The sequence below is a fragment of the uncultured Imperialibacter sp. genome (genome assembly GCF_963974565.1).
Lineage (GTDB): Bacteria > Bacteroidota > Bacteroidia > Cytophagales > Cyclobacteriaceae > Imperialibacter > Imperialibacter roseus.
Genome location: NZ_CAXBCJ010000004.1, coordinates 300,017 through 323,352 on the forward strand (window position 1 = coordinate 300,017; position 23,336 = coordinate 323,352).

16 protein-coding genes are annotated in these 23,336 nt (G+C 46.5%); 12 read left to right on the forward strand and 4 right to left on the reverse strand.

Annotation, left to right across the window (positions count from 1 at the left end):
* The first annotated feature begins 8 nt into the window (after positions 1–8).
* The 3 genes from AAC052_RS07965 (at position 9) to AAC052_RS07975 (ending at position 2,896) form a co-directional block, all read left to right on the forward strand.
* Positions 9–1,154, forward strand: coding sequence for a glycosyltransferase family 1 protein (locus AAC052_RS07965; protein WP_339812355.1), 1,146 nt, complete (start codon positions 9–11; stop codon positions 1,152–1,154).
* Positions 1,151–1,873: a hypothetical protein gene (locus AAC052_RS07970; protein WP_339812358.1), complete on the forward strand. Its 723-nt coding sequence runs from the start codon at positions 1,151–1,153 to the stop codon at positions 1,871–1,873. Before AAC052_RS07965 ends, AAC052_RS07970 begins: the two co-directional genes overlap by 4 nt.
* A 72-nt stretch (positions 1,874–1,945) precedes the next feature.
* The gene (locus tag AAC052_RS07975; protein WP_339812473.1) at positions 1,946–2,896 is read left to right on the forward strand and encodes a fatty acid desaturase; all 951 of its coding nucleotides are present in this window, start codon (positions 1,946–1,948) and stop codon (positions 2,894–2,896) included.
* Here the strand turns inward: AAC052_RS07975 and AAC052_RS07980 are convergent.
* The 3 genes from AAC052_RS07980 to AAC052_RS07990 all read right to left on the reverse strand — a co-directional run bounded on the left by AAC052_RS07980 (position 2,893) and on the right by AAC052_RS07990 (position 5,411).
* Positions 2,893–3,879, reverse strand: a complete 987-nt coding sequence (locus tag AAC052_RS07980) for an alpha/beta hydrolase (protein ID WP_339812360.1) — start codon at positions 3,877–3,879, stop codon at positions 2,893–2,895. The two genes, AAC052_RS07975 and AAC052_RS07980, sit on opposite strands and share 4 nt — an antisense overlap.
* Complete coding sequence (locus AAC052_RS07985; protein WP_339812361.1) at positions 3,876–4,448, reverse strand: hypothetical protein; 573 nt, start codon at positions 4,446–4,448, stop codon at positions 3,876–3,878. Before AAC052_RS07985 ends, AAC052_RS07980 begins: the two co-directional genes overlap by 4 nt.
* A 144-nt stretch (positions 4,449–4,592) precedes the next feature.
* Positions 4,593–5,411 carry a LytTR family transcriptional regulator DNA-binding domain-containing protein gene (locus AAC052_RS07990; RefSeq protein WP_339812364.1) on the reverse strand — a complete coding sequence of 273 codons (819 nt, stop codon included), beginning with the start codon at positions 5,409–5,411 and terminating at the stop codon, positions 4,593–4,595.
* A gap of 224 nt (positions 5,412–5,635) precedes the next feature.
* Between AAC052_RS07990 and AAC052_RS07995 the strand changes: the two genes are divergently transcribed.
* Positions 5,636–6,286: a Crp/Fnr family transcriptional regulator gene (locus tag AAC052_RS07995; RefSeq protein WP_317491226.1), complete on the forward strand. Its 651-nt coding sequence runs from the start codon at positions 5,636–5,638 to the stop codon at positions 6,284–6,286.
* 81 nt (positions 6,287–6,367) lie between these two features.
* Positions 6,368–7,780 carry an MBL fold metallo-hydrolase gene (locus tag AAC052_RS08000; protein ID WP_339812366.1) on the forward strand — a complete coding sequence of 471 codons (1,413 nt, stop codon included), beginning with the start codon at positions 6,368–6,370 and terminating at the stop codon, positions 7,778–7,780.
* 182 nt (positions 7,781–7,962) lie between these two features.
* Here AAC052_RS08000 and AAC052_RS08005 read toward each other — a convergent pair whose 3' ends face one another.
* Positions 7,963–8,715, reverse strand: a complete 753-nt coding sequence (locus AAC052_RS08005; RefSeq protein WP_152000291.1) for a GntR family transcriptional regulator — start codon at positions 8,713–8,715, stop codon at positions 7,963–7,965.
* A gap of 100 nt (positions 8,716–8,815) precedes the next feature.
* Here AAC052_RS08005 and AAC052_RS08010 point away from each other — a divergent pair, with 100 nt between their 5' ends.
* The 7 genes from AAC052_RS08010 to AAC052_RS08040 all read left to right on the forward strand — a co-directional run bounded on the left by AAC052_RS08010 (position 8,816) and on the right by AAC052_RS08040 (position 23,326).
* The gene (locus AAC052_RS08010; RefSeq protein ID WP_152000292.1) at positions 8,816–10,042 is read left to right on the forward strand and encodes an MFS transporter; all 1,227 of its coding nucleotides are present in this window, start codon (positions 8,816–8,818) and stop codon (positions 10,040–10,042) included.
* Between the two features lie 69 nt (positions 10,043–10,111).
* Positions 10,112–11,542, forward strand: a complete 1,431-nt coding sequence (locus tag AAC052_RS08015) for an L-fucose/L-arabinose isomerase family protein (RefSeq protein ID WP_339812368.1) — start codon at positions 10,112–10,114, stop codon at positions 11,540–11,542.
* Positions 11,543–11,572: 30 nt separating this feature from the next.
* Positions 11,573–14,797, forward strand: coding sequence for a TonB-dependent receptor (locus AAC052_RS08020; RefSeq protein WP_339812371.1), 3,225 nt, complete (start codon positions 11,573–11,575; stop codon positions 14,795–14,797).
* Positions 14,798–14,829: 32 nt separating this feature from the next.
* Entirely contained in the window at positions 14,830–16,263 is a 1,434-nt protein-coding gene (locus tag AAC052_RS08025) for a RagB/SusD family nutrient uptake outer membrane protein (protein WP_339812372.1), read from the forward strand.
* 163 nt (positions 16,264–16,426) lie between these two features.
* The gene (locus AAC052_RS08030; protein WP_339812373.1) at positions 16,427–18,970 is read left to right on the forward strand and encodes a hypothetical protein; all 2,544 of its coding nucleotides are present in this window, start codon (positions 16,427–16,429) and stop codon (positions 18,968–18,970) included.
* Positions 18,964–20,412, forward strand: a complete 1,449-nt coding sequence (locus AAC052_RS08035) for a sulfatase-like hydrolase/transferase (RefSeq protein ID WP_339812376.1) — start codon at positions 18,964–18,966, stop codon at positions 20,410–20,412. Before AAC052_RS08030 ends, AAC052_RS08035 begins: the two co-directional genes overlap by 7 nt.
* A 31-nt stretch (positions 20,413–20,443) precedes the next feature.
* Positions 20,444–23,326, forward strand: a complete 2,883-nt coding sequence (locus tag AAC052_RS08040) for a glycosyl hydrolase (protein WP_339812379.1) — start codon at positions 20,444–20,446, stop codon at positions 23,324–23,326.
* The last annotated feature ends 10 nt before the right edge of the window (positions 23,327–23,336 follow it).

A 23,336-nucleotide genomic window follows, 5' to 3' on the forward strand; every position in this document is an offset into this window, starting at 1 on the left:
GTGGAAATATGAGCAAAGTTAAGATTGTATTTTTTATTGATGTACTCAAAAAGGATTTTGATGGAGTGTCTAACACCACCAACCAAATTGCCTATCGCCTGCCGAGGGACCTATTTGACGCCATCTTTATCACTCCTCTGCCGCCGGAAGACCCGGAGTTTCCCTTTCCTGTGTACAAGTGCCCATCGATAGACCTACCGCTTTATAAGCAATATAAATTGGCGCTACCCAAGCGAATGAAGGGATTGGAAGCGAAGCTCGACGATTTTGGCCCTGATATTGTGCATTGGAGTACCCCATCGGCACTGGGCTGGTATGCTGTTAACTATGCAAAAAAACGCAAGATTCCTGTGGCAACTATATATCACACGCACTTCACTTCCTATGTAGAATACTTCTTAAGGTTTGTACCTGGTATCGATAAGATTTCACCTCCGATAGCCCGGCGGCTGCTTTCGTTATACAAAGATTGCTCACTGGTGTTGGCGCCCACCGAAAGCATGAAAGCGTACCTGAATGTGTTGAGGGTAGATACTAGAAAAATAAGGGTTTGGGGAAGAGGGGTAAACCAGCATCTGTTCTCGCCTGATTTTAGAGACGAAACCTTTTTTACCCCATATGGCATCACCAACGAAAAGAAAATTCTTTTTGTCAGCCGACTGGTTAGTTACAAATCCACTGACAGCCTGATTGAGCTCTATAAGTTGCTTGGCAAAGGCCACAAGCTGATTATCACTGGCGATGGCCCTGATATGGAAAGACTTCAAAGTAAGATGCCAAAGGCGGTGTTTACCGGAAAACTCACCGGTGAAGCGCTTTCCAGGGTATTTGCCTCGGCCGATGTGTTCGTGTTTCCGTCGGTTACGGAAACGTTTGGTAACGTGATTCTTGAGGCGATGGCTTCCGGGCTTCCGGTGGTGGCGGCCAGGGCTGGTGGCCCGGCAGATATTATTGAAGATGGCATTACCGGTTTTTTGGCCGAACCAGGCAACACCAAAGAAATGTATGACCGGATAAAAGCATTGCTGGCGGATGATGAACTCCATGCAAGAATCCGGGAAAAGGCGATTTACTATGCCAGCCAGCAAAACTGGGACGTGTTGTGTCAGCGGTTGTTCGATTACTACAAAGATTTAGCGACAATCACCTCATGAGTCTGACCTTTAAGATACTTCAGCTAGCTACGCCAAACATCGATTCTTACGCTGGTTATAGTATTGCCTCTGTGCGGGGCTATGCAAAAAAACATGGTTATCAGCACTTGGTGCAACGCAGCCGGTTGGTTGACGATATGCATATCAACTGGACAAAAATTGCACTGTTGCAAAACGGCCTGGCCGAAAAAGACGTCGATTACGTGGTGCTTTTAGATGCGGATATTGTCCTCACAACTACCGCCCTGCCCCTGGAAGATTTTGTGAAGATGGGGAATGAAACAACCCACATACTGATGCCTGGCGACACGCCTTTGCTGGGAGGTAAAAAGCCTAACGCAGGGATGATCATTGTTAAAAACAGTCCCGAGGGGAGAGGCATTATTGACTATTGGCTGCATGCTGCCCGCCACGAAGGCAAGCACCTGGCAGATACCCACCCGAGAAATCAGCTGGTGTACTGGAATTTCGTGATGCCCAGATTCAAACCCCTTCAGTTTATTATTCCCAGGTCATTTGCCAGGAAGTATTACCCTGTTTACGATTACCTGCGACAGCGTGGAGGGTTTTTGTGGCACGTGACCCAAACCAACGAGGGGGTAAGAGAAAAGTATATGAAGAGGCTTTACGAGCAACATAGTCCCGAAATAAGCGACTTTCAGATCACTTTAGAAGCGCTGAAAGGAGCAACCGAAGGGGTGGTTAAGTTGGTTGGGTAACTAATAGTGCTTTTAGGCGCAGTTAAAAAAATGATTGTTTAGCTTTAGGAAACGTTAATTGAAGTTTCATTGGTGGAGATTGCCGGTTTGAAAAACACTCAATCATTTTACTGGGAAGAAAGCAGAGAACCTCACTTTCAGCGCAGAAAGCAAATATTGAATGAGGTGCCTGAGGTGAAGAAGCTTTTTGGGATCGATCCTCTCTTGAAATATAAAGCCATCTTCGTGCTGTTGTTGCAGTTGGCCATTCCCGTGTTTTTTCTACCAGAAAATCCATACCTGTTTGCCTTGTTGGTTGTTGTTGTCGGTGCCACACTTAGTCAAATTCTTTTTTTGGCTATTCACGAAATCACCCATGACCTGGCGTTTAAAAACCCGGCGCTCAACAATGTTTTGGCCATCATCGTCAACTTTCCTATTGTGTTTCCATTTAGTATGGCATTTAAGGTGTACCACGCCAAGCATCACTGGCACCAGGGCAAAGAAGGTGTAGATACCGATTTGCCCACCGATGGGGAGGCCCTTCTTTTCAAAGGCTTTTTCGGTAAGCTCATCTGGCTGGTGAATCAAATCCTGTTTTATGCTGTCAGGCCTCTTATGGTACACCCTATTAAACCCGACAAGTGGCAAGTCATTAACCTGATTGCTCAACTGGTGTTCGTGGTGGCGTTTTACCAACTGGCAGGTATTGCCGGTTTTGTTTATCTCATTTCCTCGCTGTTTGTAGCCGGCGGGCTTCACCCCATAGCCGGCCATTTTATTGCAGAGCACTATGTTTTCAAGGAAGGTCAGGAAACCTATTCGTACTACGGTTTCCTGAACAAGATTACTTTCAATGTAGGCTTTCATAACGAGCACCACGACTTCCCTAACATTCCCGGTAGTCGGCTGCCAAAGTTGAAGAAACTTGCCCCCAACCACTACGATCACCTCTATTCGCACACCTCATGGTCAAAGGTGCTTTGGCGTTTTGTGTCTGAAGAATCGATGACGCTTTACGCAAGGGTGAAGCGCAATAGCTAGTTGCTTTTCACGAAACTAAGGGCCGCTTCAATGAATTTGTCCTTCTCTGAAACAAATGGCTCATGCCAGGAGTCGTCGAACATGGTCCAGTCGACCGTAGTTTCTGTAAGCAGCGCTTCTGTCTCGTAGCCCACTTCAATAGGCACCACGCCGTCTTTTTTGCCCCAAAGAAACTTAACTGGCAAAGTGATTTTTGAAAGCTCGTCTGTCTTATCGAAAGTGAAAAGCACCTTTTCGCTGTAGTCTTTATAAGCCTTTCCATGGGCAAACTGTGACATCGCTGTGTTGGGTGAAAACAGCACGTAGTTCAACACAAACTTCTTGTTTTCGTAAAGAGACAAAGGGTTTCCGTTCAACTCAAGCATTTTGCGGTAGTAGTCCACCCAAACATCGTTCACAGTTGTGGCGTTGACGGGGTGGGTTTCAGCGAATTCTAATGTTTTATTGTCTTCCTGGGCAGCAGCTTCTCTAACCACCCATTCTCTCATAATTTCCATCCAGTGCAGGTTGCTAAAAGTACCGTTCACGACTAACAGCCCATCCACCATTTTCTGATTCTCGCCCGTGGTCAAAAACTGCCAGGCCAGCTCCACGCCGAAGCTGTGCGCCATGATGTAGATTTTCTTACCGGGATACTGTTGCCGGAGCAAACTCACTGCGAAGAATGCATCTTCGCCAAACTGCTCATAGGTGAGCGACGCAGGATCGGCATTGCCGGCGGAGGAGCCTGCAATGCGCTGATCCCAGTAGGCCACAGCTATTTCGCTTTCCATCCCCTTCAGGTAATAGCGGTAGCACATGGCACAATCACCAGGGCCACCGTGGAAAAAAATGACAATCTTGTCAGCATCGAGGTTGCCCCGTACCCAAATGGGCATGTCGGCTCCCTCGTTGCGGAGATAGAAGGTGTCTTTAACGTCAGTCGTATCGTCGCTACAGGCAAAAAGCGCCGAGCAAATCATAAGTATGAGTATCTTTTTCATTTTCTAACAGTGAGGGGTTTGCTGATGCCCGCTTCAAAGGCAATGCGAGTAAGGGAGGATTTGTTGTAGGGGACTTGTTTGAGTATGTGGAAGCGACAGAACCAGGCGAGCTTGGTCTGCTTCTGTACAGAGAGATCTTTTCCAAAGCCAACAAAGAGTGACGGCATAAAGGCTGTCCTTCCCGCAAGGTGCTTTCTTTCCAGTGTGCCTTCTTCCGACACTTCAAAAGTTTGGCCTTCGTAAAACGACCTGAAAAGCCCCGGACTAATGCCTGTTTCAAACAAGCTGCCTTTCTGGTTGACTGTTTTGTAAGAAACCTCCGGCATCACTATCACGCCAATGTGGTTGCCGGTATGGCGATATATGGCCAGCCCGGGTGAGAAAACCAAAGCACTATTTCTGGTTTTCTCCCTTCTGTTCGTTTTCTCCCAGGAATACAGCGGAAGGGAATAGGCCCCCTTTACACCATAATGAGTAAATGTTTCGCCGAAATACGAGAGCTTTGCTTCCTGAGCCCGAGCGGAAGAAAAAAATAAGAGGGCTACAGGCAAAAAAATGATTTTATGCATTGTAGTTGAGTTTTTGACTCAGATCAATACGGCGAATCTGCTGTAAGGGTACAGGGGATAAGTAGAATTTTCAGTGAAGTAGGGGGATTTGGGGCTGATATATGGAAATAATGGCGTGAAATAATGAGCTGTAAGGCGCCTGGGTCAATTGGCACCAATCCACTTTTTAAACTCTGAGGCCTTGAGTTGGCTGACTGCCAAAGATGCATCGGCCGCAGGATCAAGCTCTATGAGCAGTTTTCCGTTGGCTTCATTTACGAACGACCTGCACGACTTGCGATGAAGGATGAGCTGCCGGTTGGCCCTGAAATAATCAGTCTCGCTCAGGAACACGGATATCTCATCCAGCGTGTAGTTGACCGATAGCCGGGTGTTGTTGAAGGTGGTGATGTAAACAACGGAGTTTTTGATGAACACATTGGCAATATCCTGCAGGTCAATCGGGACATTTTTTCTTCCAATCATTCCTACAATAGACTTTTTCGATTCAAAAGAAGTGTTGCCTGCCGCCTGCGTTTTTGTTTTGCGGTAGAAGTAGTAAATAAGATAGTAGAGGTTGAATTGGGTGATGACAATTATTGTGAAGGGGAACTCGTAAGCGGGGAAAGAGGTGGCAGAGAGAGGTACCTGGTATTGTGCATAGAAATAGATCGCCACAAAGAAAATGCAGGCGACAGATGGAAGCGCAATGCCAAAAAAGACCTGAGTGAGAATGCGTGGAAGGGGCTTTTCGAACCAATCAAATTTTTGCTGAAGGAGCACTGTAACCATTCTGACATAGAGCCACAATGTGGACGTAAGCGTAAACACAAAAAGGGTGTCCGGCGCAAATGAGCTGTCCTGAAAAAGCTCGAACCAATCCTTTTCTGCTCCAATAGAAATGAACAGTTGAGAGACAAAAAGACTTACACCTAAAATATTCCAAACGTCGTGGCGAAGCGGGAGTATGTAGAGTGGTGTCATAGCAAGCAAAAATCGAACAAAAATCGCAACTTTAGAAAAATGTTAGTCAGGCCAGACCTGCGGTGCTTTATAGACTATCTTCCATTGAAGAATGCAAGTGTATTGTTTGCGCTCATTGGGAACGATTCACCTGATTACGATGGTTGTGTTGTGCAGTAAGTGCCGTCGCTTTTAGTATAAAGAAAAAAGACCGGGAGCATTGCTTTAGAAAAATAATAGTGTTGATGGATATAACTACAGAAAAACTTACCACGCTGTTTCCTGAAATGGAATCAGGCCTAAAAGAAGCCATATTGAGTGAAGGGCATGTGAAAAATGTTAAAGAAGGAGAATTACTCGTTAGCTCAGGCCAGTATATAAAGTCGGCAATGCTGGTGGTAGACGGCCTGGTGAAGGTGTCGAGAGAAGATGATGACGGTAAGGAGTTTCTCATGTACTATCTTGAGCCGGGGTCAGCTTGTGCGCTTTCACTCTTATGTGCCGCCCGAAGTGAAAAGAGTGCCATATCAGCCAAGGCTGTTTCCGATGTCACTATTATTACGGTTCCTTTTGTTTTGACCGAAACATGGCAAACCAGGTACAGAACATGGCATGAGTTTGTGGTAGCAACGTACAGAAAGCGATTTGAAGAGCTGCTTATTACCCTCGACAGTGTGGCATTCAAATCAATGGATGAACGCCTTGTTTTTTATTTGAAACGTCAGATGAAAGTGTCAGGAAAATTGCTGGCCATCTCACATCAGGAGATTGCCAATGACCTGAGCACTGCCAGAGAGGTGGTGTCGAGGTTGTTGAAAAAACTGGAGCAGTCGGGCGCCATTGTATTGAGCCGAAACCATATTGAAATCATTAACCTCGACAAAATTTTTGACTAGTTTTGCCAGAGTGATTATTGTCACTGAAGTCGGTCTTCCGCTGGTATACCTTTGCTGAATGAAATTGAAAAATAAACAACAATGATAGTAGAACAGATATACACAGGATGTTTGGCACAGGGTGCCTACTACATAGAGAGTGAAGGCGAAGCGGTTGTTATAGACCCATTGAGAGAAGTAGCACCTTATGTGGAGAAGGCCAAAAGAAGAGGAGCCAAAATTAAGTATGTGCTGGAAACCCATTTTCACGCTGACTTTGTTTCTGGTCACCTGGATCTCTCTAGAATAACAGGGGCGCCCATTGTTTTTGGACCGAATGCCAAGCCTAACTTTGAGGCGCATATTGCCAAAGACGGCGAAGAGTTGAAAATTGGTAAGGTAACACTTAAGGTGCTTCACACGCCCGGCCACACCATGGAGAGCACCACATATTTACTGATTGATGAAGAGGGTAAAGAAAATGCTGTCTTCTCCGGCGACACGCTGTTCATTGGCGATGTGGGAAGGCCTGATTTGGCTGCCAAGTCGCACCTGAGCGTGGAAGACCTGGCGGGGCATCTTTTTGACTCGCTGCGAAGTAAGATTATGACATTGCCCGATGACGTCATCGTGTACCCCGGACATGGAGCAGGCTCAGCTTGCGGAAAAAACATGAGCAAGGAAACCACCGATACGCTTGGCCATCAAAAAGAAACCAACTATGCCCTGAGAGCCAATATGACAAGGGATGAGTTCATCAAAGAAGTAACAGACGGATTGGCGCCTCCACCGGTGTACTTTCCGGAAAACGTGATAATGAATAAGATGGGATACGAAAGTGTGGACAAAGTACTGAGTCGTGGACTTCAAAAGCTTTCTGCTGAAGGCTTCGAAGCAGCAGCCAACGAAACGGAGGCGTTGGTGCTTGACACCCGTGACCCAAATGTTTTCTCAAAAGGATTCATTCCTAACTCTATCAATATAGGTATCGACGGTAGCTTTGCTCCCTGGGTAGGTGCATTGATCCTGGATATTAAGCAGCCGATATTGATTGTTGCGGAACCTGGCCGGGAAGAAGAGGTAGTAACGAGGCTGGCAAGAGTAGGATACGACAATACGATCGGTTATCTGGAAGGCGGTTTTGCTACATGGCAGCAAGCCGGAAAGGAAATTGATATCATTGATAATGTGTCGGCCGCTGATTTTTCAACTAAGTACAGTAAAGAGAAGTTGGAAGTGATCGATGTGCGCAAGCCGAGTGAATTTGCCGCTGAGCACGTGGAAGATGCTAAAAACCTGGCGCTGGATTTCATCAATGACCATATGGCCGACTTTGACAAAGAAAAGCCATTGTACCTTTACTGTGCTGGCGGGTATCGCTCAATGATTGCAAGCTCGATTTTGAAGGCCAGAGGTTGGGACAATGTCATCAATATTGAGGGAGGTTGGAAGGCAATAGAACAAACCAGTGTGCCGAGAACAGACTACGTTTGCCCTACCACGTTACAGAAGTAGGAGAGGTGTTAAAAGCAAAGTTATGAGGCTCTCTCAAAAGCCCAGATCAGGTGTCAGGTTGAGCTCGTCGAAACCTTGTTGTTAAACGTTCTCAAGCATTTCGACAGGCTCAATGTGACATTTTCTTCTTAATTAGGGCTTTTGAGACGCCCTCGTTGCTTTTTTTAGCTCTTCAAGGATACCTAGTCTAGCTCGTGCTTCGTGTTGATAGAGAATTTATATCTATCACCCCTGTATAGCGACCTTTCAATCTCAACAATTTTTCCGTCTTCGGAGAAGATAGCTCCATCAAGCATAAAGGCTGCCAGCGGCACTGTGTTCTCGAAGTAATTCTGTGGATCACCGGGAGACAGAATGACGGCCCCCATTGTTCTGTGAGCATTGCCCAGTTTAAGTTTATACTGATCTTCGTAAATGGCAATCAGCGGGTCTTTAAGCTCAATAAGGTGAATTTTTGGACAGGCAACCAGGGAAATGTATCTGGTCTCATCTTTCATTAGCGTATCATCGGCATATCTCAGGCGGTGGACCTTCAACACCGGGCCGTCGATCTTCATATGTCTGTTATCGATTTTAGATGACAGGCCACTCTCAAGGATTGTCTTTTCAAGAATAATATCTTTTGGCTTGAACCCCTCTTTGATCAGGTTGCCGTCGAAGCTGTTCTTCATGGCATCGAACGAACCAAGCACTCTGGTTACGTGCCTGTCTTCTGTTTTATTTAACACATAAGTACCTCTTCCTTTTATTCTGGTAGCCCATCCCTGTAATTCTACTTCGTGCAAACTCTTGCGGGCCGTAGTATTGCTCACGTTGTGCTCTTTGATTAATTCATTCTCTGAAGGCACCTTATCGCCAGGTAAAAGCTCGCCTGACTCTATTTTTTGAATGATTTCTTTGCTGATTAAAATGTACTTGGGGACTGGCCTTTTCATTACGCTAAGTTTGGCGGACAGCTAATTTGAAATTTTTTTTTGTCATATTAAAATTTACTTACTACATTAGGTTCTTTAACTTAGTGCGTTAAGGCACCCTATGAAAACTACAACAAAGTATTGGTGGGTCGTATTCCTGCTACTAATAGCTACGTCTTTAAGCTTCCTTGACAGGCAGGTGCTGTCCATTGTCATTATTAAAATAAAGGAAGATTTATTTATATCCGATGTCGAGTACGGATTCATCAACTCGGGTTTTCTGGCAAGCTATGCCATTATGTTTACCCTCGGCGGTGTACTTATAGATAAATACGGTAGCCGACTGGGTCTGGCCGTTTCGGTCGGGTTTTGGTCTTTTGCCACCGTACTGCACAGTTTTGCTGGCAGTGTATTCCAATTTGCTACCTTCCGGTTTTTGCTGGGCATAGGAGAGGGAGGATGTTTCCCTGGTGCGGTTAGGGCGGTTATTGAATGGGTGCCTAAAACAAAACATTCCCTTGCGAACGGCATTGCCATCGGTGGATCTGCGCTTGGTGCTGTTATTGCTCCACCACTGTGTGCATACTTTTTAGGGTTTTGGGACTGGCGCTACATATTCATAATGACTGGCGCTTTCGGGTTTGTTTGGTTAGTAGCCTGGCTTATCATTACAAAAAAGAATGAACTGGCAGAGGCCCCGTCAAAAAGTGAGGTAGCTGAAAATAGAAGCTTCAGCTTCATTAAAGTGCTCAAATCCAGGGAGGCATTGATTTTCATGGCTATGCGCTTTGTGCTTGACCCCATTCTCTATTTCTACATGTTTTGGATTCCCAAGTACCTGAACGAAAGTCACGGCCTTGCTGTAGACAAGATCGGCCAGTTGCTGTGGATTCCTTTTTTAGCGTTGGGCGTTGCGAATGTGACTGGCGGATGGGTATCGGACTTCATCTTTCAAAAGACGGCAAAAGAAGCATTTTCACGCCAGGTCGTCATGGGCTTTGCCGCCCTTATGACGCTGCCAGTTGCAGCCATAGGGCTTTTGGATTCCTATGTAGTTATCTTGGTGTTGGTTGGGCTGGCTTTCTTTGCCCATGGATTATGGATCACCAATTACATTACTTCGATTGGGGATGTGTTTGGTAAAACGGCTTCATCCACAGTTGTGGGGCTGTCAGGGAGTGCCGGCGCTTTGTCCTCACTGGTACTTAATCCTGTGATCGGACTTATTATTTCTACATACTCTTACGACTCAGTATGGATTTATTGCGGGCTTATGTATCCCGTTGTATTTATAGGTTATATGATTTTCACAGCAAAGAAAAAGTCAGCGGCTTTTACTGCCGCATAATTTTTTTTCAATTTTTAAATAGTGCGTTAAGTTAAAGTTATTAAGCGTTAAGAATTTTAAGACATTATTATGACAAGAATAGGGGTTTTCGGAGTAGGCTATGATAAATACTGGTCTCAGTTTGACGGACTGCTTGATGAATTGATGAGAAAGCAAGAAGTATTTATTGACAAAATAAAGTCTACGGAAGTCGAGGTGGTGGATTTAGGCTTGGTTGATAACCCGGAAAAAGCCTATTGTATGGTTGATAAGATAGGCCAGGCAAATTTGGATCTGATCTTCTGTGATATGCTGACCTATGCCACTTCGGGGACTTTCGGGATAATTATCAAGACCATTAATATTCCAATTGTGCTTGTGGCACTACAGCCATTGAAAGCGCTCGACTATTCAAAAGCATCCACCTATATGCAGTTGGTGAACGACGACATTTGTTCATTACCGGAGTTTGCAGGTGTGGCGGTTAGGATGGGGAAGAAGGTACCCGACATGATTATTGGTACTTTATTCGACGACCCTGAAGTGGATGCTGAGATTGAGGAGTATTGTCGGATTGCGAAGGTGTTGCACGACCTGAAAAGGGCCCATTTGGGACACATCGGTCATCCTATCAACGCCATGCTGGACATGCATTCTGATGCGACCATGCTGACGGCTTTTTTTGGTAGTCACATCGTGCAATGTGAGGCCAACCAACTAATGAAAAGCTACGATGAGGTAACTGAAAAAGAGATTGTTGCTTGCGAAAAGCAAATCCTTGATTTCTTCGACACACCAGATCCTGTTTCGGATCCTATTTCAATGAAGCTCAAGCCTGAAGACCTAAGGATTGCCGCAAAGGTTTGTGTGGCACTGGAAAAATTTGTGGTGTCAAATAAGCTTGACGGTCTGGCTTACTATTATGACGGGCCAGATGATAGTGAGCTTAGGAAGGTCTTTTCTAATCTGATCGTTGGAAATTCTTTACTAACTGCTAAGCACATTCCCATGTGTGGCGAGTCGGATTTAAAAACACTCATTGCCCTTCTGATTTTTGATCGGCTGTCGATTGGTGGAAGCTTTGCTGAGTTCCATCCGGTAGATTTCAAAGAGGGTTTTGTACTCGTAGGTCACGACGGGCCGCACAACATCTCCATTGCCGACGGAAAGCCAGTTTTACGCAGCCTGAAAAAATACCACGGCAAGCCTGGTCATGGGGCGGGAGTGGAGTTCAAAATCAAAGAGGGGCCCATTACCATGCTGTCGATCAACTCGACCTATGATGGCAAATTCAAATTCATCATCGCAGAAGGTCAGTCAGTGTCCGGACCGATACCGCCAACAGGCAATACAAACACCAGGGGATTCTTTGAACCTGATGTGAAAACGTTTTTAACCAGATGGATCAAAGAGGGACCAACGCATCACTTTGCGCTGGGTGTCGGTCACCACGCATCAACGCTACAGAAGATAGCGAATTACTTAAACATTGAATCGCAAGTTATCGCCAGCGATAAATAATAAAAGTTAAATAAACACATACTTATGACTATGAAAAACTACTTAGAGAATCTGGTTTTGATTAAGAAAGGAGTTTGTGAAAAGTACCTTTGCATGTTTGTTTTCGCACTGGCACTTCTCGCAGGATTTCCAACGCTTGCTCAAAATCAAAATGGTGCTTCCGGCGCTGGCAAAGTGTCGGGGGTTGTTGTTGGCTCCGATGGGATGGCCATTCCGGGAGTAAGCATTCTTGTAAAAGGTACCAGCTCAGGTACTATCTCTGACGCAGAGGGTAAATACACAGTGAATGTTGATGATTCAAATGCTGTATTACTTTTCTCGTTTATTGGATACCAATCTCAGGAGGTGTCGGTAGGCTCACGGCGGGTTATTGACGTGACCATGGAAGACGACTTCAAAGTACTTGGTGAGGTTGTTGTAACGGGATACGGTACTCAAAAGAAGAAAGACATTACGGGCTCTATCGCACGGGTAGATGGAAAGGATATGATGTTGCCATCCACGTCCAGCTTTGATCAGATGATCCAGGGAAGAGTGTCCGGTGTACAAATTTCGCAAACGTCGGGAGCTCCCGGAGGAAACGTCAACGTGCTGATACGTGGTGTAAGCTCGATTACAGGAGGAAATCAGCCGCTTTATGTTGTTGATGGTTACCCGATATCTACTGGTGGAAGCTCTGATTTTTCCTCTTACGCAGGAAATACATATTCATCATCAGGCATTGCCAGTAATACTCAAAGCAGGATCAACCCGCTTGCGTCAATAAATCCGGCAGATATTGAATCGATAGAAGTGCTGAAGGATGCTTCTGCAACGGCTATTTATGGTTCAAGAGGTGCTAACGGTGTTGTGATTATAACCACTAAAAGAGGAGCAGTAGGCAAGCCTACCATCAGCTTCGATATGTCGTATGGCCTACAGGAAGTGGCACATAAGCTGGAGATGATGAACTCAGCGCAGTATGCTGAATTTGTTGCTGACGGCAGAGACAACGCAAGAGTGTACGCTGGGGGGCTTGCGACTGACCCAAATGAAGTAAGGGCTGGCGCTCATTTTGTACGGCCTGAGTTTAGAAATCCATCATCCATCACGACTAATACCGATTGGCAGGATGTGATTTACAGAACTGCCCCCGTAGCCAACTATCAGTTATCAGCAACCGGCGGGTCAAACAATGTTAACTATTTCATCTCTGGCGGCTACTACGATCAAAAGGGAGTGGTTGAAACCTCAGATTACAAGAGGTTTAACCTCCGCTCAAATGTTGACGTCAATCTGACGGAGAGAGTCAAAGTTGGAACTTCGCTTTCAGGCTCTCACGGCTTCGGCAACTTCCCTAACACGGAAGGGCACTACGGAACTGGTGGCGTGATATCTCAGGCACTGGCTGCCGGACCAACGATACCAGTTTATGATGCTGACGGCAACCCTTACAACAGCCAGGCCGACGTAACCGATGGATTGGGATGGCTTCAGAATCCATTGAACCTCCTTGCAGGCTTTTCAGACAACAGAAAGGTGACGGATATATACAGTAACAATTTTATTGAGGTGACAATAGCCGACGGCCTTACTTTCAAAACTACAGCAGGTATCCAGTACAGTACCAACGATGCCAAAATCTGGAGATCGTCTCTTATCCCGAACTTCACCTCGCTCAACTATCCTTCCAATGCTGGTGCAACCAAAACGGAAACGATGAATTGGCTGAACGAAAATACATTGAATTACAAGCATATTTTCAATCAGAAACACAGCCTCGACGTGTTGGTAGGTTTTACTGAGCAGAAGGAAAGCTGGGACAGGTTGTCTGTTGGTGCCTCTGATTTCCCGACTGATAACGTAACCTTTGTTTCGGGAGGCATTGTCAACGCCGGAACTCATGTCATTTCTGAGTGGTCAATGGTTTCTCTTCTGTCGAGGGTGAATTACTCTTACGACGGCAAATACTTGTTTACAGGAACTGTTCGTAGAGACGGTAGTTCTCGCTTTGGCGCTAATAACAAATGGGGTACGTTTCCATCACTTTCTGTTGGTTACGTGATTTCCGAAGAGGACTTTATGCAATCGGTTAACTTCATCAGCAGCTTGAAGGTGAGAATGAGTTATGGACTTTCCGGAAATAACCAGATTGGAAACTACTCGCACATCGGACTTCTTTCCACTTCAAGGTATGTTCAAAACAATAACCTGGTGGCCGGATTGGTGCCGAGCAGCTTGTCAAACACTGACCTTACCTGGGAGAGATCGAAGCAGACAAACTTCGGCGTCGACCTGAGTATGTTTGATGACCGTGTTTCGGTAACCGCCGAGTTTTACAAAAACCTTAAAACAGATCTGTTGTTGGGAGTTCAGTTGCCAGCCGCTTCAGGTTTTACTTCCTCGACACAGAATATTGGTGATATCGAGAACAAGGGTATAGAGTTGTCCATTCAAACTGTAAACATCAAGCAAAGCAAATTTGAGTGGAGAACTGGTGTTACGTTCAGTAAAAATAGAAACAACGTATTGAGATTGGCGACAGAAGGTGGCCGGATTACCAATTCATCGTATCAGATTACACAGGAAGGTTATCCGATTGCCAGCTTCTTTATGCAAAATGCCATCGGTGTGTATAAAACTAACGAAGAAGTGACTGGCACACCCGTTATTCACCCCAATGTTCAGGCTGGTGATTTGATTTTCGAGGACGTGGACGGCAACGGCACCATTAACTCGAATGACAGAAAGATTGTCGGCGATCCATGGCCTGATTTTGTATGGGGATTGACCAACAACTTTACTTATGGAAACTGGGGGCTTGGTATCACTCTCAACGGTTCTCAGGGAGCTGAAACCTTTTTCCAGGCGGGAACTATCATCCTAAATAACGCAGGCGTTCAAAATCAGCTCGCCCTTGGCGACAAGAGGTGGAAGTCTGAAAGCGACCCTGGCGACGGATATCAGGGCAGAGCCATCAGGAATAACTATGCAAACGGCTTTGGCACATCGTCTCACTTCTTGTTTGACGCCTCATACCTCAGGATCAAGAATGTAAATCTTTCTTACAGGTTACCAAAAACAGCCATTTCAAAGCTGGCCCTGTCGAACGCTTCGTTTTACCTGAATGTAAGCAACCTGTACACTTTCACAGATTACCCGGGCTATGATCCTGAATCAAGTACTGCCGGTAACAATGTTGTCAATTCAGGGGTCGACTATCTCACGTATCCGCTTGCTCGCACTTATACCCTTGGTGTAAACGTGACATTCTAAATGCCGGAGAACAACCCTTTAAAAAAAGAATCATGAAAAAGACAATAGCAATATTTACTGTACTTATTCTCTCTCTGAGTTCTTGCAACGATTTTCTGGAACTAGAACCCGAATACGTTGTGAGCGAGACTGGATTTTATAAAACAGCTAAGGACTTCGACACAGCCTTAACTGGCGCATACTCTGGCCTTCAAGACCTGCACAACTTGTCGTTGTTGTACATCACCGAGCTTACTACAGACAATGCGGAAATACAATGGAGTTCCCCTACGACGGCTGAATCGGAGTGCGACGAGATGAACATGACACTCGCCAATTCGTTTGTAGGAGATGTTTGGAGCGATAGCTTCACCGCTATTTCAAGAGCCAACACCATTCTGTCAAAACTGGACGGTGTTGACATCAGTGAAGAACTGAAATCTCAATACAGAGGTGAGGCTCTTTTTCTGAGAGCTTACAATTACTTCAATTTGGTAAGGCTGTTTGGAGACCTTCCCTTGATCACCGTTTCGTTCAAAAGCCCTAAAGAGATAGCGGATTTTGACATGGGCAGAAAGCCGGCGAGTGAGATCTATAACTTGATTGTATCTGACTTAACTGCTTCGGCAGGTTTTCTGAAAGACGTTTCGGGGCTGAGCAAGTCGAGGGCTTCTGAGGGTGCTGCTTCAACGCTCCTTGGCAAAGTTTACCTTACCATAGGAGAACATCAGTTGGCCGCTTCCGTGCTCGAAGACGTGATGGGCATGGGGTATACGCTTGAGGACGACTATGCCGCTCTGTTCTCGCCAGGAAATGACGAGCTTGGAGAGTCTATTTTCGAGGTGAAGTACGTGTCAGGCAATGTGGGTGAGGGTAACAGGTTTTCATCTGTGTTTTTCCCAGCCCTTTTCAACCTGGGCATGTTTCCCGGCAATATGCAGGGCAACGGCCGAATTAACCCAACTTCAGATGTAGTCAGTGCTTACGAGACGGGAGATGCCAGAAGACCGGTGTCTATCGCCGACTCTGTGAGACTACTGGACGGTACTTATGGAGATTACCTTGCAGGATTGAAGTTCGTCGACTTTACTACCGGGATACTTGGCGATGGAGGTGTAAACTACACGTCGCTGCGCTATGCCGATGTACTGTTGATGTATGCTGAGGCACTTAACGAGCTTTCAAGAACTGACGATGCTCACGAGTATCTCAATATGGTGAGAGCAAGAGCCGACCTTGATGCTTTGGCAGGCCTTTCGAAAGCCGACTTTTCTCTGGCTCTGGAGAGAGAGAGAAGGGTTGAGTTCTTTAATGAAGGACATAGATGGTTTGATCTTTTGCGCACAGGCAGGTTACAGACAGTAATGAATGCCCATTTTGCAGCAAAGGGACAAAGTTTTACAGTTGAAAATTATGAGATGTTGATGCCAATTCCACAAAGAGAATTGGACATTGATGTGAATCTTGCCCAAAATGATGGGTATTAGCAAAGTAGGTAGGTAGGGTGAAGTCGTTCCAAAGACCTATGATGAGCTTAGCTTCCTTTTTGCGAGGCAAAAGTCTCATCATAGCTTTGGTCCGACCCTACAACCCCTGATAAGCAATTCAAGAGAGCTAGCTTCAGTCAAGCAATCGTAAAACAAATTTCAGATGATGAGTCGTTTAGTTGTGTTGGCCCTGGTGGGTTATATAATGGTTTCTTGTGGTGGAAGTCACGAGCAATCTCAAATGCTAGCGGATAGCAAAAACCTTGGAGTAAAGCGTTTCAATAATATTACTCTGGAGCTATCCCTTAAACCCTTCAAAAAGAATGATAAGCAATATATTGAAGAAGCGTGCAAAGAAATATTTGCTGGCTGGGGCTCATTGGTAAGGCATGCCGATACAGTGTCGCTGATGCTGTGGACGGCTGACGGTTCTGAAATACTGGACTATAGCGGAAGTCTCGATCAGCACTTGGAGTGGGCCCGGTACATTGGCAACCCTAACACCGAACATGAGGTCAATTCCGAACCAGGCAATGCGAACCTTTCGGTACACCAAAGAGCATTTACCTATCTTGAGGAAACGCCAGATTTTAACTACGGCGACCTAAAATACATAGTAAGCACGCTGAAGCGGGTTGGCGAAACTATGACCGGAAAACCGGTTCGTGTAGGGGCCACTTTTGATCCCGGGCCTGAATTTGCCAAGTCACCCTTCAAATATGAGAAGCACCCTGAGATATGCATGGGCTCTACCATGGGCTCAAAGACATTTGTGGTCTGCTATTCCACGCTAAATGAAGACGGCGATAGTTATGCCGGATTCCCCAATGGCATCAAGCAGGACACACCATTTGGCACCTTCTTCGGCAGCCAATCGCAACATTTTTTAACCGACCTGGGCTTCGACTACCTATGGCTTTCAAACGGCTTCGGCTTTGGTATGGAAACCTGGAGTGCCACAGGAGCCTTATTTGATGGAGAGAAATTCTATCCTGAAAAATTCAGCGATGTGCAGGATAAGATACTCAACTTCTGGACATTATTCAGAGAGCAATGCCCGGATTTCCGCATTGAAACGAGGGGCACCAACCTGTCCACAGGCATTGACCTGGCAGCGGATGGTGTCGATCTCAAAAGTATTTACAACGGAGGCTTCAATCTGCTGCCTCCTCCCAACTCGCCTTGGGCTGCTTTAAATGGCGATTTTGGTCTGGAGCTCGCCGGCTATATGTCACGAATAGCCGAGCTACCCGACGACCGCTACCTGTTCAGGTACTACACCCACGACCCATGGTGGGTGAACAGCCCCTGGCTGGATCGCTATGGCAGAGAAGCGCACGATATTTACCTACCGATGTCGGTTTCTACCATCAACAGCAAGGGTGAGGCCATGCTGCCAACCCATCTTAATTTCCTGACCATTGACGACTCGTATGGCAATATGCCTGTGCAGGTACCGGATGAGGTGACCCCGCACATTCTACAAGCCAGAAGAAATGCGCCCGATCAGGCGGGCCCTGTTGTTTGGGTATATCCTTTTGACGAATACCATGAATGGGCCTCTGTGCAGCCCGAAAGGTTGCCAGAGATCTACTATGGCGATTGGTTTATTCGCCAGGCTATCAACGAAGGTTTTCCTATGAACACGGTGGTGTCTACCGGAAACTTCAGCCAGATCAGAAAAGATGGAAAACCAACTTTTGATGAATCCGTGCTGGTGACAATTGTCCCCGATGCAGGAAGTGAATTGGAGCAGCAATTGATAGCCTTTGTGAAAGTGGGGGGACAACTAATGATCTACGGGCCGGTAGGAAATGGCAGTAAGGAATTCCTCGATTTTATGAATATAAAGGCTGAAGAGCCACTGGCAGGTGAATTTGCGGTGCAAATGGCCATGAACGGGGATAACATAGAAACCAAATCACCTATGGTGATGCAACATCCTGCTGATCTGTCTGGCGGAGGGATAGAAACGATGGTCGCTTCCACGGATAATTCTACAAAGGTACTGGCACAGGTGGTTCAGAACGGACAGAAGCGGGATGCCGTAGTGTACCGGCAAAACCCGGACTGGAAGGGCGGAGCCGTGTGCTATGTCCGTGGAACCAATTCTGTGTCATACAAAGGCGGTCACTTGTTGACTCCGGATGATTCCGAGAAATGGTTTTCAGGGCCCTCTTTGATGCGATTTGGTCTGGGTAAATTGGGTTACTCAATCACCTACGACAAAAGCAGCGGAGGCATAAAAGACCCTATCAACTGCATTTCACGGCACAACAATTCCTTCTTCTTCTCTGGCTACCTTCCTAATCTGACGGTGGAGCAGGCATTCAAGTTTCCTCAAGGTGCTCCCATCATCATCGGTTGGGAAACAGAACTGAAAAATGGAGCATCTACCTACAGGTTTCCAAAGTCATTTTTCGAAGAGAGCAGATTCTTTGTGGAGCAGGAAGATGGTGTGATTTCGTGCTTTGATATTCCTCTGGCGACGAAAGGCACCAAGCGTCGAATTCAATTGACTGGTTTGAAAAATGCGAAGGTTCGGTTTTATCCACCCACAGGAGTTGCAGGCGAATCGGTGAAAGTGGTTTTGAACTCCAGTTACCCATTTGGTAAAGGACAGCTGGAGGGGCAGAGCGAAGGAAAGTTTGGTGCAGATTACTATCTGTATGAAAATGTAACTGGTCAACTGGTCGTGTCATGGTGAAAAACACTATTCATATAAATTACTTGGTGTCACTGGAAGCATTTGCTGGCCTGCTTGTATCCGTTGCGCTGTTGCTGCTTTTCACTTTCGCAGTGAGTGGTTGTACTCAAACGGAAAAAAGGGATGAAGCTGCTAAGCGCCCGAACGTCATTGTCATTCTCACCGATCAGCACAACCCAAATGCAATAAGTGCTCATGGTAATAAGTACTTGAGCACACCAAATCTTGACTACCTGGTCAACAATGGGATAAGCTTTGCGAACTCCTATTGCACAACACCTGTTTGTGGCCCGTCCCGAAGCAGTCTTATCACCGGTTTGATGCCTCATAACACCGGCGTCGATTACAACGGTGATTCAATGAAGGACGGAGTCAAAAACCTGGGTCAAATACTTAGCACCGAAGGATACGAAACAGTATGGGCCGGGAAATGGCATATCCCGGGTTCTTATCCTCAGCAGAAAGATATCGACACTCTGGCGGGGTTCAAGGTTATCGACTTTTATGAAAATGATAAGCCCTGGGATTTGGGTGCCGATACTGACGGCCCTTTGGCAGATGCCACGGCAGAATATATCCAGCAGTACAGCGGAGAGAAACCATTGCTGATGTACGTGCAGTTCCACAACCCCCACGACATTTGCCATTTTCCGAGAAAGCCTGAGAACTACCCGAATGTTGGGCCAGATGTAGTGCTTCCGCCTTTGCCGGCTAATCATGCCATAGACCCGAACGAACCCGAAATGATAGCAAACAGTCGTTTCCGGGACCACTATGGTGATGAGCTGCTCTTGTCGCAGGGTAACGACGAAACCAGGTGGAGAAATTACCTGTGGTACTATTATCGCAACACCGAAATGGTAGATGCCGAAATAGGTAAAGTGCTGGATGCACTGAGAGCTAAGGGAATGGATGAGAACACCATCATTGTCGTCAGCGCCGATCATGGCGATGGCATGGCGGAGAAGAAATGGGCAGCTAAGTTGTCGTTGTACGACGGGCCTGCCAAAGTGCCGTTTGTGGTGTACTACAAAGACAAGGTAAAGGCGACTGGTGTTGACAATCAACTGGTAGTGTCGGGTGCAGACGTGGTGCCAACCATTCTCGATTATATCGGTGTAAACAGCAATATAGTATTTGACGGAGTCAGCCGAAGACCCTATATAGACTCGCATAAATATGACTCTGCTGACTTTGTAGTGACTGAGCTGGCCGTTGATCCATTTGATAAATCACTCACCGGCCGGATGATCCGAAACAATCGGTACAAATACAATTACTATTCAAAAGGCGAGAGAAATGAGGAACTCTTTGACATGGTAAACGACCCGCTCGAAATGAGCAATCTGGCAGGCAATGAGGATTATTTGTCTGTGAAGACGGAATTGAAGGGACAGCTAAAGAAGAGACTAACTGAGACAAAAGATCCCTTTCAGCTATGATTAAGCAACGAACGCATAGAAACACCCTAACATGAGAATGTTACTACTCATAGTCATAGCCTTTGTGGCGTTTTCTTGCTCTTCTGGTATGGAGTCGGGGCCCAGGGGCAACGCTGACTATGATCGGTTGGTAAAAGGGTTTCAAAATCCCCCAACCGAAGCCAGGCCTAAAGTGTATTGGTGGTGGTTAAACGGATATGTGGACACCCTGAGATTGAGGGAGGAGTTGCGAGCCATAAAGGAAATCGGGTTAGGCGGCGTGGATGTTTTTGAAATCGGGGTGCCTGCGTCCGAAAATGTGGGGCAGGCCATTCCTGCTGGCCCGGCCTTTATGGGGCCGGAGTTTCTGGAGACACTTAAGGTAGTAGTGGACGAAGCAAGAAAGCTGGAACTTGAGGTGGGAATGAACCTGGCGAGTAGTTGGAATGCTGGCGGAAGCTGGACAAAGCCTGAACACGCAGCGAAGACTATCTATATGTCAAAGGTGAAGGCACATTCGGGCAGTACCCGGATCAAGGTGCCTTTTCCGACGATTCCCAAGCTGGACCCACGAGGAAGGACTCGTGTGATAAAATATGGAGATGATGGAAAACCGGAATTTCGAAGGGAGATAGCAGTTTTGGCGATTCCTAAAGAGGCAGATACGCCTTTGGACACGACCAGAATTGTCAATGTGTCGGCGTTTTTTGATTCGGAGGCAGATGTCCTTAGCTGGGTCGTTCCTGAAGGTGAATGGGAAATCCATCGATACGTCTGCGCCAATTCGGGAGAGCAGCTTTTTATGCCATCAGCCCAATCGGTAGGCCCCATCATCGATCACTACGATTCATCTGCGACTCGTGCCCACCTTGAGTTCTTTGTTGACCAGATCAGACCGCTGGTTGACGATTTTGCTACTTCGCCCATCAAGTACTTTTACCTGGCGAGCTATGAAGCCAAAGACTTTGCCTGGAGCACCACTTTGCCGGAGTCCTTCAGACGAATGAATGGGTATGATATCGCCAAATTCCTCCCATTGCTTTTTGATAATAGCCTGTTTGATAAAGAGCTTGTCGAGCGGTTTCAGTTTGATCTCCGAATGACGTTGTCGGAGCTGATGATCAACAACCACTATCGCAAGGCAAAAGAAATTTCCAATAGTTACGGACTAAAGATCGCCTCAGAGGCCGGAGGCCCGGGGGTATACACCATTCCTGTGGAGGCACTAAAGGCATTGGGCTCACTCGATATTCCCCGGGGTGAGTTTTGGCACAGAACAACAAGAGTCGAAGATGGTGTCGATATTATCTGGTTGGTAAAAGAGATAGCAGCTGCCTCGCATATTTACAAAAGAGGCATCGTTGAGGAGGAAGCGTTTACGAGTTTCATCAACGACTGGCAGGAGGGGCCCGCTGACCTCAAGCCACTGGCTGACAAGGCATTCGCCGAAGGAATGAACAGGGTAGTGATTCATGGCTTTACGCACAATCCAAACGCTGAGGGTGTACCTGGTATCGGCTATTTTGCAGGCACTCATTTCAATCCCAAATCAGGCTGGTGGAAAGTGGGCCGTCCCTTTGTGGACTACCTCTCACGGATTTCCTACGTGTTGCAGCAAACGGATTTTGTTGCGGATGTGCTTTATTACTATGGCGACGATGTTCCCAACCTGGTGCCTCCAAAAAACACCCGGTTCAAAGTAGGCGATGGCTATGACTATGAGATCATCAACAAAGAAATTCTGCTAGGTCAGCTTACCGTTGAGAATGACAAATTGGTTTTACCCGGGGTTGGCTCGTATCACGCCCTCTACATAGGTGGAGCTGAGGCAAGCAGCTATGAGGTATTGGAAAAGCTGGCCGAATTGGCTTCAAAAGGAGCCATTGTTCTGGGAGAGAAGCCCGTGAGAACGGCCGGGTTGAGTAAAGACAATGAGATCGAAATAAAACTGACTGATTTTTCAGATAAAGTTTGGGCTCAGCCAGGGACGAACGTAAGGAGTGAAGAGGGGAAAATCTATTCCGGCATCTTACCCATTGAAGCACTTAAACAACTGAATGTCCCACCCGATTTTTCTTATCCCGAGAATGAGAATTCGAGCCTGGACTATATCCACTATCGGAAAGATGGTCTTGATTTTTACCTGGTTCGCAACACAACTGATCAATGGGTGAACAGTACATGCCGTTTTCGACAGGAGAATAAATCGCCTGAAATATGGGATCCGACGACTGGCGAGATAGCAGCAGTTCGAACCTTTGAGGAGGAAGGAGGGCAAGTGTCCCTGCCACTGTCATTGCCGCCCCACGGTGCGCAGCTAGTGTGTTTCACTCCACAAAAATCAAAGGCAGAGGGCCAGCCCTTACCTGATTTGAATAACGTCTCCTGGTTTCGCTACGAAAGTGACGGAATTTATGTAACTGCTGGCGTTCCGATTCTAACCGTCGACAAAGAGTGGACAGTAAAGTTTCCAAAAGGCTGGGGGGCGCCCGATTCGATGTTGCTGCCGGGCTTAGAACCTTTGACAAATAGCGACATCCCTGGTGTAAAGTACTTTTCAGGCACTGCCTCCTACACCACAAGTTTCGATTTCAGGAAGGGAAATAACGAAGCCAAAATTGTCATTCAGTTGGGAGACGTTTCCGAAGTGGCTGAAGTGTGGCTCAACGGACACTCCCTGGGTATTTCATGGACGCCACCCTTCCAGTATGATATCACTGATAAGGTAATAGTCGGTAAAAATGAATTGAGGGTGGATATCACCAACAATTGGTCTAACAGGCTGGTCGGCGATGCCATCACTGGCGAAAAGTTTACCACCACCAATATCAAGGTGGTGAATAGAACGAAAAAACTCGGTTGGGAGCATGTACCGTTGGTACCGTCAGGCTTGATCGGGCCGGTTGAGATATATGAAATGAAAGCGATACGATGAAAGTAAACGG

Excerpts from the sequence above, each read along its gene's own strand:
- AAC052_RS08000 (WP_339812366.1), top strand. The coding sequence starts at position 6,368 with ATGATAGTAGAACAGATATACACAGGATGTTTGGCACAGGGTGCCTAC.
- AAC052_RS08035 (WP_339812376.1), top strand. The coding sequence starts at position 18,964 with ATGGTGAAAAACACTATTCATATAAATTACTTGGTGTCACTGGAAGCA.
- AAC052_RS07980 (WP_339812360.1), bottom strand. The coding sequence starts at position 3,879 with ATGAAAAAGATACTCATACTTATGATTTGCTCGGCGCTTTTTGCCTGT.
- AAC052_RS07965 (WP_339812355.1), top strand. The coding sequence starts at position 9 with ATGAGCAAAGTTAAGATTGTATTTTTTATTGATGTACTCAAAAAGGAT.
- AAC052_RS08010 (WP_152000292.1), top strand. The coding sequence starts at position 8,816 with ATGAAAACTACAACAAAGTATTGGTGGGTCGTATTCCTGCTACTAATA.
- AAC052_RS07970 (WP_339812358.1), top strand. The coding sequence starts at position 1,151 with ATGAGTCTGACCTTTAAGATACTTCAGCTAGCTACGCCAAACATCGAT.
- AAC052_RS07995 (WP_317491226.1), top strand. The coding sequence starts at position 5,636 with ATGGATATAACTACAGAAAAACTTACCACGCTGTTTCCTGAAATGGAA.
- AAC052_RS08020 (WP_339812371.1), top strand. The coding sequence starts at position 11,573 with ATGAAAAACTACTTAGAGAATCTGGTTTTGATTAAGAAAGGAGTTTGT.
- AAC052_RS07990 (WP_339812364.1), bottom strand. The coding sequence starts at position 5,411 with ATGACACCACTCTACATACTCCCGCTTCGCCACGACGTTTGGAATATT.
- AAC052_RS08040 (WP_339812379.1), top strand. The coding sequence starts at position 20,444 with ATGAGAATGTTACTACTCATAGTCATAGCCTTTGTGGCGTTTTCTTGC.
- AAC052_RS08025 (WP_339812372.1), top strand. The coding sequence starts at position 14,830 with ATGAAAAAGACAATAGCAATATTTACTGTACTTATTCTCTCTCTGAGT.
- AAC052_RS07985 (WP_339812361.1), bottom strand. The coding sequence starts at position 4,448 with ATGCATAAAATCATTTTTTTGCCTGTAGCCCTCTTATTTTTTTCTTCC.
- AAC052_RS08015 (WP_339812368.1), top strand. The coding sequence starts at position 10,112 with ATGACAAGAATAGGGGTTTTCGGAGTAGGCTATGATAAATACTGGTCT.
- AAC052_RS08030 (WP_339812373.1), top strand. The coding sequence starts at position 16,427 with ATGATGAGTCGTTTAGTTGTGTTGGCCCTGGTGGGTTATATAATGGTT.
- AAC052_RS08005 (WP_152000291.1), bottom strand. The coding sequence starts at position 8,715 with ATGAAAAGGCCAGTCCCCAAGTACATTTTAATCAGCAAAGAAATCATT.